At 73.6% G+C, this 16634-nt stretch carries 9 protein-coding genes; 6 read left to right on the plus strand and 3 right to left on the minus strand.

The window, feature by feature from the left end; translation table 11 throughout:
* Nucleotides 1–73 precede the first annotated feature (73 nt).
* Both ACIQVL_RS36235 and eccCa read left to right on the plus strand, forming a co-directional pair.
* Nucleotides 74–472: a YbaB/EbfC family nucleoid-associated protein gene (locus tag ACIQVL_RS36235; protein WP_403437417.1), complete on the plus strand. Its 399-nt coding sequence runs from the start codon at nucleotides 74–76 to the stop codon at nucleotides 470–472.
* A gap of 34 nt (nucleotides 473–506) precedes the next feature.
* The gene (gene eccCa, locus ACIQVL_RS36240; protein ID WP_403477452.1) at nucleotides 507–4520 is read left to right on the plus strand and encodes a type VII secretion protein EccCa; all 4014 of its coding nucleotides are present in this window, start codon (nucleotides 507–509) and stop codon (nucleotides 4518–4520) included.
* Between the two features lie 1180 nt (nucleotides 4521–5700).
* Here eccCa and ACIQVL_RS36245 read toward each other — a convergent pair.
* A complete protein-coding gene (locus ACIQVL_RS36245) occupies nucleotides 5701–6357 on the minus strand; it encodes a sigma-70 family RNA polymerase sigma factor (protein WP_403437421.1) in 657 nt (218 codons plus the stop codon).
* Nucleotides 6358–6564: 207 nt separating this feature from the next.
* Between ACIQVL_RS36245 and ACIQVL_RS36250 the strand changes: the two genes are divergently transcribed.
* Complete coding sequence (locus ACIQVL_RS36250) at nucleotides 6565–9417, plus strand: ATP-binding protein (RefSeq protein ID WP_403477453.1); 2853 nt, start codon at nucleotides 6565–6567, stop codon at nucleotides 9415–9417.
* 4 nt (nucleotides 9418–9421) lie between these two features.
* Here the strand turns inward: ACIQVL_RS36250 and ACIQVL_RS36255 are convergent, their stop codons facing one another.
* Entirely contained in the window at nucleotides 9422–10618 is a 1197-nt protein-coding gene (locus tag ACIQVL_RS36255) for a cytochrome P450 (RefSeq protein WP_403477454.1), read from the minus strand.
* A gap of 347 nt (nucleotides 10619–10965) precedes the next feature.
* Between ACIQVL_RS36255 and ACIQVL_RS36260 the strand changes: the two genes are divergently transcribed.
* Complete coding sequence (locus ACIQVL_RS36260; protein ID WP_403477455.1) at nucleotides 10966–12195, plus strand: cytochrome P450; 1230 nt, start codon at nucleotides 10966–10968, stop codon at nucleotides 12193–12195.
* Between the two features lie 77 nt (nucleotides 12196–12272).
* Here the strand turns inward: ACIQVL_RS36260 and ACIQVL_RS36265 are convergent, their stop codons facing one another.
* Nucleotides 12273–13259: a methyltransferase gene (locus tag ACIQVL_RS36265; protein WP_403437426.1), complete on the minus strand. Its 987-nt coding sequence runs from the start codon at nucleotides 13257–13259 to the stop codon at nucleotides 12273–12275.
* Nucleotides 13260–13594: 335 nt separating this feature from the next.
* Here ACIQVL_RS36265 and ACIQVL_RS36270 point away from each other — a divergent pair, with 335 nt between their 5' ends.
* Nucleotides 13595–14899, plus strand: coding sequence for a nucleotide disphospho-sugar-binding domain-containing protein (locus ACIQVL_RS36270; RefSeq protein WP_403437428.1), 1305 nt, complete (start codon nucleotides 13595–13597; stop codon nucleotides 14897–14899).
* Nucleotides 14896–16611 (plus strand): NAD+ synthase, encoded by a 1716-nt coding sequence (locus ACIQVL_RS36275; protein WP_403477456.1) that lies wholly within the window; start codon nucleotides 14896–14898, stop codon nucleotides 16609–16611. Before ACIQVL_RS36270 ends, ACIQVL_RS36275 begins: the two co-directional genes overlap by 4 nt.
* Nucleotides 16612–16634 lie beyond the last annotated feature (23 nt).

Here is a 16634-nt window from a genome sequence, read left to right on the forward strand (position 1 = left end):
TCCGTATCTCCGAGTGGAACCCCTCAGCGGAACCTCTCAGCGAACAACAGCCCCCAGGACGGGAGATGCCCGCATGCCCGAGTACGAGCAGATCGATTTCTCCGCGCTCGCCAACCAAGCCCGGCGGATCCAGGGCAATGTGGCGGACGCACAGCTCGACCTGCGCAACATCGAGGCCACGGGCCACAGTTCGGACGGCATGATCAGCGCGACCGTCTCGGCCGAGAGCCGGGTCGTGGACCTGCGCATCGACCCGTCGGTGATCGACCCGGACAACCCGGAGCGGTTGGTCCGGCTCCTCGTCGAAGCCATCGACAGCGCCCACGACACCGTCACCGACCAGCGCGCCGAGGTCATGTCGGGCATCACCGGCGGCCTGCAGGACATGCTGGCCGGGCTGAACGGCGAGAAGACCGAGAACAAGAGGGCCTCCGTCGCACCGCGCTTCCCCGACCGCCGTTCCCGGCGATGACCGCGCCCGTGAGCCCGACCGACGAGGAGATCTGATGTCCCGGGTCATCTTCCACCGGCCCGCCAGGGTGGTGCCGCCCACGCTGCCCACCGACCCGGTGGTGCTCTCCGCGCCGCCGCAGCCGGTCGGCAAGGACAGCAACGGCAGCTGGCTGATGCTGCTGATGCCGCTGCTGTCCAGCATCAGCATGGCCGCCTATCTGATGTCCGGCGGCCGCCGGATGCTGGTGCTGCTGGGCATCGCGTTCGTCGTGCTGTCCATCGGCGTCACCGTCGGCGTGCGGATGCAGATGCGCGGACAGGCCCGCAAGCAGAAGCTGCGCGCCCGCGACCGCTACCTGGACCACCTGGTCGAGGTGCGGCGCACCGCCCGGCAGGTGGCGGAGAGCCAACGCGCCGTCGCCGCCTGGCAGTTCCCCTCGCCGCACCGGCTCTGGGCGATCGCGTCCCAGCGCCGCCGGGTGTGGGAGCGCCGGGTGACCGACCCCGACTTCCTGAAGGTGTCCGTCGGCTCGGGCAACGCGCCGCTGACGACGCCCATCCGGATGTCGACCCGCAACGACCCGACCGTGGAGTACGACCCGCGGGCCAAGACGGCGGCCGACCGGCTGGTCGACTCGATGTCCGTGGTCGGCGACCAGCCCGCCGTGCTGGACCTGGCGAAGGCCGGTGTGGTCAGCGTCCTCGGGCCGCCCAAGGCGGCCCGCGAGGCCGTGCGCGCACTGCTCTGCCAGATCGCCGTACTGCACGCGCCGGACGACGTGGGCATCGCCGTCGCGACCGGCGGCGAGGACTGGAACTGGGCCAAGTGGCTGCCCCACACCCATGAACCCGACACCACCGGGGACGCCGGCGTGGTCCCGCTGGTCGCCGAGGACTTCGAAGGCATCGCCGACCATCTCCAGCAGGCACTGGAGGCGGCCGCCCAGCAGCCGTCCCGCCGGCTGACCATGGCCGTGCGGGAGGGCCCGGACACCCGGCGCCGCCTGGTCGTCGTCCTCGACCGCTACCTGCCGCGGGCCGCCTGGGCCCGCTCGCCGCTCGCCGCCGAACTCCTCGCCGCGGCCGGCCCGCAGAGCGCGATCACCGTCATCTGCCTGGTGGAGCACGAGAACGACGAACCCACCCGCGCCGACGTCCGGGTACGCCTCGACGCACACGGCGCCGTCACCGTCGAGGGCCGCCGCGCCGACGCCCGCTCCGCGGTCGAGTCGGCCGTCGCGGCCCGCGCGGAACTGCCGTTGTGCGAGGCCGTCGCGCGGGCGCTGGCCCCGCTCGCGCTGTCCGCGGAGGGCGAGGAGATCCTCGCCCAGACCATGTCGCTGCCCAGCATGCTGGGCATCTCCGACCTGGAGAACTTCAGCCCCGAGTCGCTCTGGGTCGACGCGCAGGACGAGGAGGTGCTGCGCATGCCGATCGGCTTCGACAGCGGCGGCCGGCAACTCGTCCTGGACCTCAAGGAGTCCGCGCAGGGCGGCATGGGCCCGCACGGCCTGATCGTCGGCGCCACCGGCTCCGGCAAGAGCGAACTGCTCCGCACCCTGGTCACCGGCCTGACCATGACCCACTCGCCGGAACTCCTCAGCCTGGTCCTGGTCGACTTCAAGGGCGGCGCCACCTTCGCCGGAGTCACCGACCTCCCGCACGTGGCGGGCCTGATCACCAACCTGGTGGACGAGGTCGCCCTCGTCGACCGGGTCAAGGACGCCCTCGTCGGCGAACAGCAGCGGCGGCAGAAGATGCTCCGCGACGCCGGCAACATCGACAACGTCCGCGAGTACCAGCTGCGGCGGGCCGCCGGGGCCACCGGCCCGGACGGGCGCCCGCTGGAACCGCTGCCGTACCTCCTGGTCATCGTCGACGAGTTCGGCGAACTGCTCGCCAACCGTCCTGATTTCATCGAGCTGTTCGTCCAGATCGGCCGGGTCGGCCGCTCGCTGGGCATCCATCTGCTGCTCGCCACCCAGCGCCTGGAGGAGGGGCGGCTGCGCGGACTGGAGGCCAACCTCTCCTACCGGATCTGCCTGCGCACCTTCTCCGCGGCCGAGTCACGGGTCGTCATCGGCACCCCGGACGCCTACCGGCTGCCCCCCATCCCCGGCTCCGCCTACCTCAAGGTCGCCGAGACGGTCCTGGAGCGGTTCCGCGTCGCCCATGTCTCCGGGACCCACCTCTCGGACGAACAGCGCGCCCTCGCCGCCGGACCACTGCCCACCGACCCCGTGCACTTCACGCTGCGGCTGCCGCCCGACCCCGACGCGGAACCGGAGGAGGAGCGCGAGCGGGTGCGGCCCATGCTGGAGGGGCCCAGCGAGATGCAGGTCATCGTCGAACGGCTCGGTACGGCAGGCCAGCTGGCCCACCAGGTGTGGCTGCCCCCGCTGCCCGGCGCGCTGGCCCTGGACGACCTCACCGGACCGGTCGTGGTCCGCCCGGAGCGGGGCATGACCGCCGACTGGTGGTCCCACAAGGGCGCCCTGCGCACCCCGGTCGGCGTCCTGGACGTACCGCTCCAGCAGCTCCAGCAGCCGCTGGTACCGGACTTCGCCAAGGCCGGTCACCTCGCGGTGGTCGGCGCCCCGCAGTCCGGCAAGAGCACCTTCCTGCGCACCCTGATGCTCTCCACGATGCTCACCCACACCCCGGCCGAGGCCCAGTTCATCTGCCTGGACTTCGGCGGCGGTTCGCTCCAGCCCTTCGAACGGGCCCCGCACGTCAGCGGGGTGGCCGGCCGGCACGACCCGACGCGGGCCCGGCGGGCGGTGGCCGAGGTCCGGCAGCTCATCGCCGAGCGCGAGCGGGTCTTCCGCCACCTCGGCATCGACTCCGCCGACGAGTTCCGGCGGCTGCGCAACACCGACCGGCTGCCCAAGGACATGCGTACCGCCGACGTCTTCCTGGTGATCGACAACTGGGGCGCGGTACGCGGTGAGATGGAGGGCGTCGAGGCGGCGGTGCTGGACATCGCGGGCCGCGGTCTCGGTGTCGCCGTCCATCTGGTGCTGGCCGCGGGCCGCTGGGCCGACATCCGCACCGCGCTGCGGGACGCCATCTCGGCCCGTCTGGAGCTGCGCCTCAACGACCCGGGCGACTCGGAGATCAACCGTCGTGCGGCCCGCGCCTTCGGGCTCGCCGCCCCCGGCCGCGGCATGGCGCCGCCCGGCATCCAGTTCCAGGTCGCCCTGCCCCGGCTCGACGGCAGGGACAGCGCCGACGGCCTCGCGGAGGCGCAGGAGGAGGCGATCGGCAAGCTCACCGCCTCCTGGTCCGGGCCGGTGGCCCCGCCGATCCGGATGCTGCCCGAGCGCCTCACCGCCGCCCAGCTGGCGGACCGGATCCGGGAGGACGACACCGCCCCGGGCGTGCCGATCGGCATCGCCGAGGCCGACCTGGCCCCGGTCCGCCTGGACCTCACCGACGCCGACCCGCACTTCCTGGTCTTCGGCGACGCCGGCTGCGGCAAGTCCACGTTCCTGCGCGGCTGGATGAAGGGCCTGGCGGCCCGGCGCTCCGCCGTCGAAGCGCGTTTCGTCGTCGTCGACTACCGGCGGGCCCTGATGGGCGCGGTGGCCGAGGAGTACATCGGCGCCTACATCGGCGACGCCAACGCGGCCCAGGTCTACATCGAGCAGGTCGTCGCCAAGCTCACCGAGCGGCTGCCCCCGCCGAACGTGACCATGGAGCAGCTGCGCAGGCGCGACTGGTGGACCGGCCCGGAGTTCTACGTGGTGGTCGACGACTACGACCTGGTCGCGAACGGCCGTACGTCACCGCTCAATCCGCTGATGGACTTCCTGCCGCAGGCCCGCGAGATCGGCCTGCACCTGGTGGTGGCCCGCCGGGTCGCCGGCACTGCCCGCGGCTCCATGTCCGAGCAACTGCTCACACGGGTCAAGGAGTTGGGCACCGCGGGCCTCGTCCTGTCCGGCGATCCGCGGGAGGGCGTGGTCCTCGGCAGCGAACGCGCGGCACAGCGCCCGGCCGGCCGGGGAGTCCTGGTCGGCCGCCAGACGCCGCCGACCCTGGTCCAGGTCGCCCTGGACGTGTGAGATGCGGCCCCCGTGAGACGGAGGGGAAGCGGGAAACGTTCATCTCCGCGGAACCTCCGCCTCCCGGGTGATCGCTACGCTCCGCCGCATGGCAGCGCACGTGACGGCTTCGGGCGTCGGACGAAAGCCCGAACTCGCTCTGCCGCTCTGCCGTTCGGCGGACCTCACCGCACGACGCGGACGGCCGGACCCGGTCACCCGGGTCGGCGAGCCACACCCCGGCAGTACCGCCCGCCTCGACGCCCCACAGCCCTCGGGGCTCCAACCGCCGGGCCGTCCGGAATCCCCGGCAGGCGCCCGACTCGCCGTTGTGGCGGGGACACAGGGTGCCGCCATGTCGACGGTGCCCGTGGTGGGGGACCGGCACCGGCGGGCTCGGGCATGCCGGGCGACGGCCGGGCGGCCCCTGCCCCCGGGATCCCGCACCCCGCCGGACGCGGCGCCGGCGGTGCCCCGCCCGATCACGGAGCGTCCGAAGGCCCCCACCCCCTCCCCGCCACGCGATGCGACCCCACAGGGAGCGGACCTCTCGGTCGCCGAAGGCGGTTCGGCCGAGGGCCGGAGAGCCGAGAACCGGTCATCCGAGAGCCGGTCATCCGAGAGCCGGTCATCCGAGGGCGGGTCATCCGAGGTCGGGCCAGTCGAGAGCCGCACAACCGAAGGCGCGTCAGGCACAGCCGTCATGGCGGTCCGGGGCTTGCGAAAGGCCCCCACCGGTAGGGTCGGCGGGAGCCTGGTGTGCGGCGGCACGCGGCTGCGCCCCTGGCGGGAACCACCGGGGCGCTCTCTCGACGAGACGATGTACTCGCCTGCAAGGACGGAGCCGTCCGTCCCGCTCATCGGCCCGTCGGCAGGCGTCGCGCGGCCACGTCGGCGGTGCCGGCCGGGGGCCGGGGCCACTGACGACCGTGCGGTACCGGGGCGGGGCCGTGCCGTTGCCTCGGGGCCGACCGCTCTCGTGGGCGTGGGCGAGGCCGGCGGACGGCAGGCACCGCATGGCGGCGGGCGGGCGCTGTGCCAGAGGCCGCGGAGGGCGTGTAGGGCGTGGAGGGGACCTGGATCGCCCCGGCGGCCGCGGTCCGGAGCCCGGCTCCCGTCCCGAGGGAGCCGGCGCGCGGGCGGCGGCGGGGGAGTGCGGTGCCGTAAGGGGCCGGTGCGAGGGCCGTTCCGGCGTCCTCGGTCAGTGCGCGGCGACGGAAGGCCGGGCGGCGGCCGGGCGCCGGCCCGGATGCCGCTGTGCCTGGGCCGGGAGGCCGTGCCGGGCGCGCAGGGTCGCCCCGTTGCGGTCGCCCAGTGCCTCGCGCAGGGCCCGCAGGGCGTTGTGGGTGCGGGACTTGACCGTGCCCTCGGGAACGTTGAGCACCTCGGCCGCGTGCCGGACCGGCTGGTGCAGGAAGTAGACCTGGGCCAGCACCGCGCGGTGCGTGGCGGACAGCCCGGCGAGCGCGGTGCGCAGCACCTGACGGTCGAGGACCTGCTCCAGCGGTTCGCCCGCCACCGGGATCGACTCCAGCGGATCGTCCTCCACCTCGGTGGGGCGCGACGAGCGGGCCCGCAGCATGTCGATCGCCAGCCGCCGCGACACCGTCAGCAGCCACGGCCGCGCCGCCCGCGGGTCGTCGGGAAGGATGTCCAGGTTGCGCCAGGCGCGCACCATGGTCTCCTGGACGAGGTCCTCCGCCGTCTGCCGGTCACCCTGGGTCCAGCCGAGCAGGCTGCGCATCAGGGAGTTCTTGTTGACGTCGTAGATCATCCGCATCTTCTCCTCCGCGGACCCCGGCACGGGGAACGCCTGCGGTGCGGAAGTCCCTGCCTCGGGTGCGAGTGCCGTCGTCATGAGCTGCCCCATCTGTTGCCGACCGATGGAACGAGCCTGCGGCAGCGCCGATACGGAGACATCCGTGAGCCTCACTGAGATCCCGGAGGACCGGGGGACTGCCCGACTCAGTGAGCCGGGGGCGGCCGTGTGACCCGAGGCTGCAGTTTTCCCAGGCGTCATCTGAAACGGATTGGGATCTCACAGAAAGGCTCTAGAGTCATGAACATGCTCGGGCAACAGCTGCATCCGGTGATCGGCCGGGAAGCGGAGCAGGCCACTTTGGATCGGTTGGTCTCGGATGTCGCCGCAGGTCGTGGCGGGAGTCTGCTGATCGAGGGTGAGCCGGGCATCGGTAAATCGACTTTGCTTGCGCACGCCCTGGCCAAGGCTCGTGCGGCCGGCTGCGAGGTGTCGGCCGGGCAGTGCGACGAGCTGGGCCGGCGGTTGCCGCTCTCCGTCATGACCCGGCTCCTGGAGATCGACCCCGGTTCGTCCGACCCCCGCCGCGCGGAGGCGGCGCTCGCCCTGGAGCAGCCGCAGCAGGCGGCGGGCTGGACGATGCGGCTGCTCGCCGGGGACCCGGTGGTGGCGGCGACCGAACAACTCCTCGTCCTGGTCGATCGGTTGTGCACGACCGGCCCGCTGGTGCTCGCGGTGGAGGACCTGCACTGGGCCGACGAGGCGAGCCTGCTGATGTGGCGCCGGCTGTGCCGGGCCTCCGTCCAGCTGCCGTTACTCGTCATCGGCACCTGCCGTCCGGTGCCGGGCAACACCGAGCTGGAGCCGTTGCGCCGCGATCTGCGCTCCCGGGGCGGGCAGTTGATCTCGCTCGACCGGCTGCCCGAGGCCGAGGTCGCCCGGCTGACCGGGCTGCTGGCGCACGGCGAACCCGGTCCGGTGCTCGCCGAGCGACTCCGCTCCGCCGCCGGAAACCCGCTCTACGTAAGGGAGTTGCTGGACGCCCTCGCCCGCGTCGGCGCCCTGCGGACCACGGACGGCCGGGTTGAGCTGACCTCGGCCGGCCGGGACGTGGAGAAACTCACCGAACTGCGGGACGTGATCGCGGACCGGCTGGCCGGCCTCTCCGCCGACACCCAGGAGGCGCTGCGCGCCGCGTCGCTGCTCGGGCCGGAGTTCTCGGTACGGGACCTGGCCGCGGCGGTGGGCCGCGGCACCGGCACCATGCTGGCCGTGGTGGAGGAGGCGCTCGGCGCCGCCGTGCTGGAGTCCGCCGGGTCCCGCCTCCGGTTCCGGCACGGCCTGCTGCGGGAGGTGCTGTACGAGGCGATGCCACCCGCCCTGCGCACGGCGTTCCTGCGGCGCGCGGCACAGGAGCTGATGACCTCCGGAGCCCCCGTGGAGCGGGTGGCCGAGCTGATCCTCCCGGTCCTGGACACGGCTGAGGACCGCGAGTGGGAGTGGCTCGCCGAGAACGCCGAACGTCTGGTCGTACGGGCCCCGATCGCCGCCGCGGAACTCCTGGAGCACGCGGTGCGCCAGGCGGGCCCGGACGATCCGCGGCTGCCCGTGCTCACCGGCAGACTGGCCGCGCTCTACTTCCGCATGGGCCCGCTGGACCGGGCCGAGGAACTGGCCCGCACCGTGCTGCGGCAGACGGCCGACCCCGAACTGCTCGGCCGGGTCAGATGGCTGCTCAGCACCATCGGGATGCGCACCGGCCGCTACGAGGCCGTGGTGGAGAACTGGCGCGCCGCCACCAACGACCCCCGGATCGGCCCCGTCTGGCGGGCCCGGCTGCTGGCCCTGGTGGCGCTCGCCCGGCATCTCCTCGGGCAGATCGGCCGGGCCCGAATGGCGATGGCCGAGGCGCTGGACGAGGGCAGGAAGCTGGGCGACCCGACCACCGTCGGATACGCCCTGCACGCCGCCTCCGTCATCCGCAGCTGGCACGGCGACCAGGCCGGCGCGCTGGCCCTGAACGACGAGGCGCTGGCGGAGGTCGGCAACGACCCGGACCTGGTCGACCTGCGGCTCATCCTGCTCGGCAAGCGGGCCACCGACCTGGACGGCGTCGACCGCCTCCAGGAGGCGGAGGAGGCGCTCACCCAGGCCCGTACGCTCGCCGAACGGGTCGGCGCGACCCGGCTGTCGATGACCCTCGTGCAGGGGGCCGAGCGGTACTACGAGCACGGCCGCTGGGACGACGCGCTGGCGGTGCTGGACGAGGTGACCGACCTTCCGCCGCTGTGGCGGCTGGCCCGCCGGGGCCTGAAGGCGATGATCGGCGCCCGCCGTGGTGAGTGGGAGGCGGTGGCCGGCTTCCTGGACGCCCCGGCGGGCGGCCGGGCTCCGGGGCAGGGACCGGTCGCCGCGGGACACCTGCTGCTGGCCCGCGGCCTCGTCGCCGAACGGGCGGGCCGGCTTCCTGAGGCCGTCGAGGTGCTCATGGGTCTGATGGCCGAGACGTACGCGCACGACCTCGGGAACCACCCGGAGTGGCTGCCCGCCCTGGTCCGGCTGGCGCTGGCCGCCGAGGACCGGCAGACCGCGAGCGCCGCCGGGATCGCCGCCCGGCAGGCCGCCGACCGCAGGCCGCGGCCGCGGACCCTGGCGGCCGCCGACTGGTGCGCCGGGCTGCTCGACCTGGATCCGGCCCGGCTGATCGCCGCCGTCGGTTACCACCGGGGCGCCGGCCGGCAGCCGGATCTGGGCAACGCCCTGGAGGACCTCGCCGTGGTCCAGGCGGCGTCCGGGGATCTCGACGCGGCCCGCGCCTCGTTCGGCGAGGCCCTCGCGGTCTGCGCCGAGCTGGGCGCGGACTGGGACGCCCGCCGGGCCGCCGCCCGGCTGCGCCCCTGGGGCGTGCGGGCCGGCAGCCGCGCCCCGCACGTGCGGCCGTCGTTCGGCTGGGAGGCGCTGACCGCGACCGAACGGCGCGTCGCCGACCTGGTCGCCGAGGGCCTGTCCAACCCCGACATCGCCACCCGGCTGCTGCTCTCGCGGCGCACCGTGGAGACCCATGTCTCGCACATCCTCACCAAGTTGCAGGTACGTTCCCGGCGCGAGGTCGGTGCCGCCGCGGACCCCGGCCCCGGAAGAGCGGAGGCGCGCGGCTGACGGGTCACGCGGGTGCCCGGCGGACCAACGGCAGCTCGTGGACGCCGTAGATCATCTTGTCGTGGCGGAAGGCCAGTGTGTCGCGCGGGACGGCGAGCCGCAGTGACGGCAGCCGGCGGTGCAGGGTGCCGAGGGCGATCCGGATCTGGGTGCGGGCGAGGTGGTGGCCCAGGCACAGATGCCGGCCGAACCCGAAGGAGAGATGACCGCGGGCGTCGCGCCCGAGGTCCAGCCGGTCCGCGTCCGGGAACACCTCCTCGTCCCGGTTCCCGATGTTGGTGGCCACGACGACCCCCTCACCGGCCCGCACCACCTCCCCGCCGACCTCCACGTCCGTCAACGCCACCCGCCGGCGGCCGAAATGGGAGACCGTCAGGTGGCGGAGCAGTTCGTCGGCCGCCCTCGTGTCCGCCGCCGGGTCGTCGTTCTCCCGCAACAGGGCCAGCTGGTCCGGGTGTTCGAGCAGTGCCAGAGTGCCGAGCGCGATCATCTGCTCGGTGGTCTCGAACCCGGCGATCAGCAGGAGCATCAGCGTCATCACCGTCTCCTCCCGGTTCAGCTCCCCGGCGGCCAGGCCGCCGTGCACCAGCCGGGAGGCGACGTCCGCCCCGGGGCAGGCGGCCTTGGCGTCGATCAGCCCCTCCAGATACGCCATGACCCTGGCCTTGACCGAGGCGCCCACCGCCTCCGAATGGCCGGCCGACTGCATCGTCAGCGCCGCGTCCCGCAGGAACGGGTGGTCCCGGAACGGCACTCCGAGGACCTCGAACAGCACCAGCAGGGTCACCGGGGTGGCGAAGTCCGCCACCAGGTCGAACCGCCCGGGTCCGCGGAGCAGTGCGTCGACGCGCTCGTCCACGACCCGCCGGACCATCGGCTGGAGGGCGTCGATCCGCCGCGCCGCGAAGTCCGGGATCACCAGCCGGCGCATCCGGCCGTGATCGGGATCGTCCATGTCGATGAAGGCCCGCTCCCGTGACCGCATCGCCTTCGAACTCGCGCTGCGATGCGGGAACCCCGGCAGGTCGGTGTCGGAGCTGAACCGTTCGCCGTCCAGCAGCACGGCCCGCTGGTCCGCGTGCCGGGTCAGCAGCCGGGCGACGCTGCCGTCCCACAGCCGAACCCGGCACACGGGCGCCTCCCGCCGCAGCCGGTACAGGCCCGGCGGGGGATCGAAGGGCCGTCCGGGTGCCCGGGGCATCGGGAAGGACGGGACGACTCTGCCATCAGCAACCATGACCCACTCGCCGGTTCGGCACCGCAGTACGTGTCGCGCCGACCGGCCTCGGGGCAGCCGTGGTCCGCACTCCACCCAAGGTAGGAACAGCGCCCGGCCGGCCGACAGGTCCCCGTTCGGGGATCTGTGCCTGTCCTCGCGGGGCAGCCGTACGGTGTCGCTGCGCCCCACTCAACTCGCCTGCGCGGTACGGAAGTTCACCCTCCTGAGGTGAGGCGGCTCAGCCTCACGGCCCGCCCGGCACCGCGCACGCTCCCGCCCGCAGTACCCGGCGTGTTCGCACGCCGCGGACCGTACCCAGGAGGTACCGCGTGACCAGCATTCCCACCGAGGCCGTGACCCTCGACAGCGACGGCGGCGGACGGCTGTACGAGCAGGCGGACGAACTCCGTGCCGCCGGACCCGCCGTCCGCGTGCGTATGCCCGAGGACGTCGTCGCCTGGTCGGTCACCCGCGGAGACGTCGCCAAACGGCTCCTCGTCCATCCGCACGTCTCCAAGGACGCCCGCAAGTCCTGGCCCGGACACCAGCCCGGCGCCGTACCGTGGCTCTATCCCTGGGTCGACGTCACCAGCATGTTCACCTCCGACGGCGACGACCACGCGCGGCTGAGGCAGCTGCTCGGCCGGGCGTTCACCCCGCGCCGGATCGAGGAGCTGCGGCCCGCGATCGAGGTGATCGTCACCGATCTCCTGGACGCCCTGGCGGCCCGTGGCGCCGACGAACGCGTCGACCTGCGCGCCGGGTTCGCGCACGGCGTGCCCACCCGGGTCATCTGCGACCTGTTCGGCGTCCCCGCCGACCAGCGGCCCGAGATGCTCCGCATCATGGGCGACGTGTTCGCCACCGACGTCACACCCGAGCACTCCGCGGCCGTGGCGGGCGACCTCTACGGCGCCATGCTGACCCTCGTCGAGACCAAGCGCCGCGCCCCCGCCGACGACCTCACCAGCGTGCTCCTGACCGCCCACGAGGAGGACGGCGACCGGCTCAGCGAGGCAGAGCTCATCTCCACCCTGATCGCGATGATCGGCGGCGGCAGCGAGACCACCGTCGCCCTGATCGACGCCGCCGTACGCGAACTCCTCACCCACCCTGACCAGCTCGCCGCCGTCCTCGCCGAACCCGCCCGCTGGGCCGACGTGATCGACGAGGCGCTGCGGCTGCATCCGCCGATCATGCACCTGCCGCTGCGGTACGCCACCGAGGACATCGACCTCGGCGAGGGCGTCACCGTACGGGCCGGGGACGCCATCCTCATCGCCTTCGGCGCCCACGGCCGCGACCCGGGCGTCCACGACGACCCGGCCGCCTTCCGCATCGACCGCGCCGACAAGCAGCACCTGGCCTTCGGCCACGGCATCCACTACTGCGTCGGCGCCCCGCTCGGCAGGCTCGAAGCCGAGATCGCCCTGCCGGCCCTGTTCGCCCGCTTCCCCCGGCTGGCCCTCTCCATCGCCCCCGACGACCTCGAGCCCCAGCACTCCTTCATCGGCAACGACCTCGCCGAACTGCCCGTGATCCTGGGCCCCGCCGCCTAGCGGAGCCGGCGCCCCCTGCACACGACAGCGCCACCCCGGCCGGGCTCCCGTCGGCAGGGGTGGCGCTGTCGTGCGGGTCAGACCGCCCTGGCCTCGGCGATGCGCATGGTGCCCGAGGTCTCCGTCATGCCGGTGAACCGGAAGCCGGCCGCGTCGAGGAGCGCGGACAGTTCGCCCTCCGTGCGTTCCCGGCCGCGGGTGAGGGCGAGCATGATGACGTCCATCGTGAGCGCCGCCGGGGCCGGCCGCTCGTCGGGCAGCACGTTCTCGATGACGAGCAGGGTGGCTCCGGGGGCGGCCGACTTCCGTACCGTGGCGAGGATCCGCGCGGTCCGTTCGTCGTCCCAGTTGTGCAGGACGTGCATCAGGACGTAGGCGTCGGCGGCGGGCACCTCGTCGAAGAAGTCCCCGGCGCGCAGCGCGAGCCGCGGGTGGTCGGGGAAGGCCAGGGCCTCGATGACGCCCGGCCGGTCGAACAGGACGCCCTCGGCGTCGGGGACGGCGTCCAGGATGCCGCGCAGCAGGTGACCCCGGCCGCCGCCGATGTCGGCGATCACACCGAACGGCGTGAAGTCGTAGGCGTCGACGACCGCCGGGACGCCGGCCGCCGCCATGGAGGTCATGGCGCGGTTGAAGATCTCGGCTTCGTCGGGCTGCTCCTGCAGATAGGCCCAGATCCCCTCGGCCTGGAGCACCTCGATGGCCGGTTCCCCGGTCATGACGGTGTGCTGGAGCAGCGAGAGGCTGTCCAGGTGCATCGGCAGCCCCATCAGACGCAGCAGCGGGCGGGCGCTCATCGGGTGGTCGTCGCGCAGCACGCGGGACGCGTCGGTGTGCGCGTAGCCGCCGCCCCGCTCCTCGAAGACACCGAACGAGGTGAGCAGGCGCAGGACCCGGTCGAGCGCGCCGGGAGCGGCCCCGCAGGCGGCCGCGAGCTTGCCGAGCGGGACCGGCTCGTCGTCGATCCGGTCGGCGACACCGATCTCGGCGGCGACCTGCAGACAGCGCGCCGGGTAGGCGCCGTAGGCGAGCGCGTGGATCATCTCGGGGGATTGCTGTGTCATGACGGGCAGGGCTCCCTCTCGACGGTGTCCGGGCACGTCCGGACCGCGTGGGACAAGAAGGTAGGAGCGGCGCTCCGACACCCGACAGGTCTCCGTTCGGGGATCTGGGAATGTCCCCGGGGCGCGGCCGTACGGTGTCGAGCGGCATCAGCCAGGGCCGCGGCACGCTTCCGGGCCCGGATCCCGGACCGAGAGGCGGCCGATGAGCGCGCACCGCAACGGGTTCGACCGCGGCACGGAGACCGTGCCCGCCGGAGAACCAGCCCTGTACGCCCCGGAGTTGCCCGGCACCGCGGGCGACGCGTCGGCGTCGCCGGCCGGACGGGGGGCGGATCGTGCCTGACAGCGCCCGCGTCCTCTTCGTGCCCGGCGCCGCCGCGTGGGGGCCGTACAACGCGCTGCGGGCGATGGCCGAGGTGGTCCGCGAGCGTGGCGCGCGGCCCGTGTTCGCGATGGACGGCAGCTTCCGCGGGGTCGCCGTCGCGCACGGCTTCGACGAGGAGGTGTACGACGCCTCGCCCCCGCCCGCCGACCCGGCCGCGGCCGGCCCCGCGATGTGGGCCGCCTGGGTGCGGGAGAACGCCGTGCACTTCCGCGGCTCCACCCTGGAGCAGCTCCGCACCGTGATCCGGCCGCAGTGGGCCGAGCTGGCGCGGGCCGCCGAGTACGCCCACCCCCGGCTGCGCGCCATCATCGACGAGGTCCGCCCCGACCTGATCGTGGTGGACAACGTCGGCGCGGACCCCTCGGTCGCCGCGTCCGGCATCCCGTGGGTGCGGTCGATCTCGGCGAACCCGCTGGAGCTGGCCGACCCGGACCTGCCGCCCGCCTTCTCCGGCTACCCGCTCGGCGACCGCACCGGCTGGGACGCCTTCCGCGCCGAGTACGCGGACCTGCACACCGGCCTGCACGCCGAGTTCGACGCCTACTGCACGGCCCAGGGCGCCCCGCCGCTGGAACCCCTGCGGTTCGCCCACGACTCGCCCTGGCTCAACCTCTACACCTACCCGAGCGCCCTCGACTACCCGCGCCCGCCCGGGTTCGCCCGCCGCTGGCACCGCCTCGACACCGTGGTCCGCACCGGTGAGCGCAGGTTCAGGGTGGCCGACCACCTGCCCGGCACCGGCCCCGTCCTCTACCTCTCCCTCGGTTCCCTCGGCTCCCTCGACACCAGGCTCCTCCAGCACCTGGTGGACGTCGTCGCCCGCACCGGCCACCGCACGATCGTCTCCACGGGCCCCTGCCACCACGAGGTCACCCTCGGCCCGAACATGTACGGCGAGCCGTTCCTGCCGCAGCCCAGTGTCCTGCCCGAGTGCGACCTCCTCATCACCCACGGCGGCAGCAACACCCTGGGCGAGGGCGTCGCCGCGGGCCTGCCGATGATCGTCCTCCCGCTCTTCTGGGACCAGTACGACAACGCCCAGCGCGTCGCCGACCTCGGGTTCGGCGTCCGCATGGACACCTACGGCTTCGACCCCGACACCCTGGTCGCCGCCATCGGGGAACTGCTCGCCGACGACGGCCGCAGGCAGCGCCTCGCGGAGGTCCGCGAGAACATCCGCCGCGCCCCGGGCCGCGAGACCGGCGGCACCCTGATCGCCGACCTCGCCGACTCGCTGACCGGGGTACGACGATGAGACCGCCCGCCCGGCTGAGACTCGCTCTCGCCCAACTCGACCTTCATGTGGGCGACTTGGCCGGTAACCTGACCGCGCTGCGGCGCTGGGCCGACCGGGCGCGCGACGAGGGCGCCGAACTCGTGCTCACCCCGGAGCTGTCCATCTGCGGCTACCCGCCGCAGGACCTGCTCCTCAAGGCGCACTTCCTGCGCGACTGCCGGGCCGCCCTCGACGAGTTCGCCCGCGGCACCGCCGGGATCGTCGCCCTCGTCGGCTTCCCCGAGTGGGACGGCGCCGTCCACAACTCCCTCGCCGTGGTGGCCGACGGCGCGGTCCGGGCGGTGTACCGCAAACGGCGGCTGCCCAACTACGCCGTCTTCGACGAACAGCGCCACTTCACCGCCGGTGACGAACCCGGCCTGCTCGACTACGGCGGCACCGGCCTCGCGCTCTCCGTCTGCGAGGACATCTGGGCGGACGGACCGCCCCTGGCCGGCCCCGCCTCCGCCGCCGACCTCGTCCTGAACGCCTCCGCGTCCCCCTACCACCGGGGCAAGGGCCGCGAGCGCGAGCGGATGCTCGCCCAGCGCGCCCGGGACCGGCGCGCCGTCGTCGCCTTCTGCAACCTCGTCGGCGGCCAGGACGACCTCGTCTTCGACGGTCACTCCGTCGTCCTCGACCACCGCGGCGAAGTCCTCGCCAGGGCCCCGCAGTTCGAGGAGGCCCTGCTCCACGTCGACATCGACGTCGAGACAGTGCGCGCCGCGCGCCTGCCCAACCCCCCTTCTTCCACAGTGCACGTGAGCCGCACAACCCTGCCCCGGCCCGCCGCCACGCCCCCGCCGGCCCGCCCGGCCCCGGCCGTCGCGCCCGTCCTGGACGAACTGCCCGAGGTCTACGCGGCGTTGGTGCTCGGCGTCCGCGACTACGTGCGCAAGAACGGCTTCCGGAAGGTCTGCCTCGGCGTCTCCGGCGGCATAGACTCCGCGCTCGTCCTGCTCCTCGCGGTCGACGCGCTCGGCGCCGGCCACGTCGAGGCACTGCTGATGCCCTCCCGCTACAACTCCGCCGAGACCAGGGCGGACGCCCGCCGCCTCGCCGACAACCTGGGCGTGCGCAGCCACGAGATCTCCATCGAGCCCGCCTTCCAGGCGTACGAGACGATGCTCGCGCCCGTCTTCGCCGACCGCGGCCCGGACGTCGCCGAGCAGCACCTCCAGGCCCGCATCCGCGGCACCCTTCTCATGGCCATGCAGAACAAGTTCGGCTGGCTGGTGCTGACCACGAACAACAAGACCGAGACCAGCGTCGGCTACTCCACCCTCTACGGCGACACCGCCGGCGGCCTCGCGGTCATCGACGACGTGCCGAAGTGGCTGGTGTACGCCCTCGTCAGGCACCGGGGCGGCACCGGTGACACCGACCCGGTACCGCGCGGCATCGTGGAGCGCCCGGCGAGCGCGGAGACCGACTTCGACCAGCGCGACGAGGACACCCTGCCGAAGTTCGACGTCCTCGACCGCATCCTCGAACTCGCCGTCGAGGAGAACGCCTCCCGCGAGCAGATCCTCGCCCGCACCGGCGCCCGCGCCGAGGACGTGGACCTGACCCTTCGGCTCGTCGCCGAGAAGGAGTTCAAGCGCCACCAGACCCCGCCCGGCCTGCGCGTGAGCCCCCGCGCGTTCGGCCGCGACCGGCGCATGCCCATCACCAACGGCTACCCCGGCTGACGCCGGCCCCCCACCTCTCCCGC

This window comes from Streptomyces sp. NPDC090499, from assembly GCF_044769305.1.
Lineage (GTDB): Bacteria > Actinomycetota > Actinomycetes > Streptomycetales > Streptomycetaceae > Streptomyces.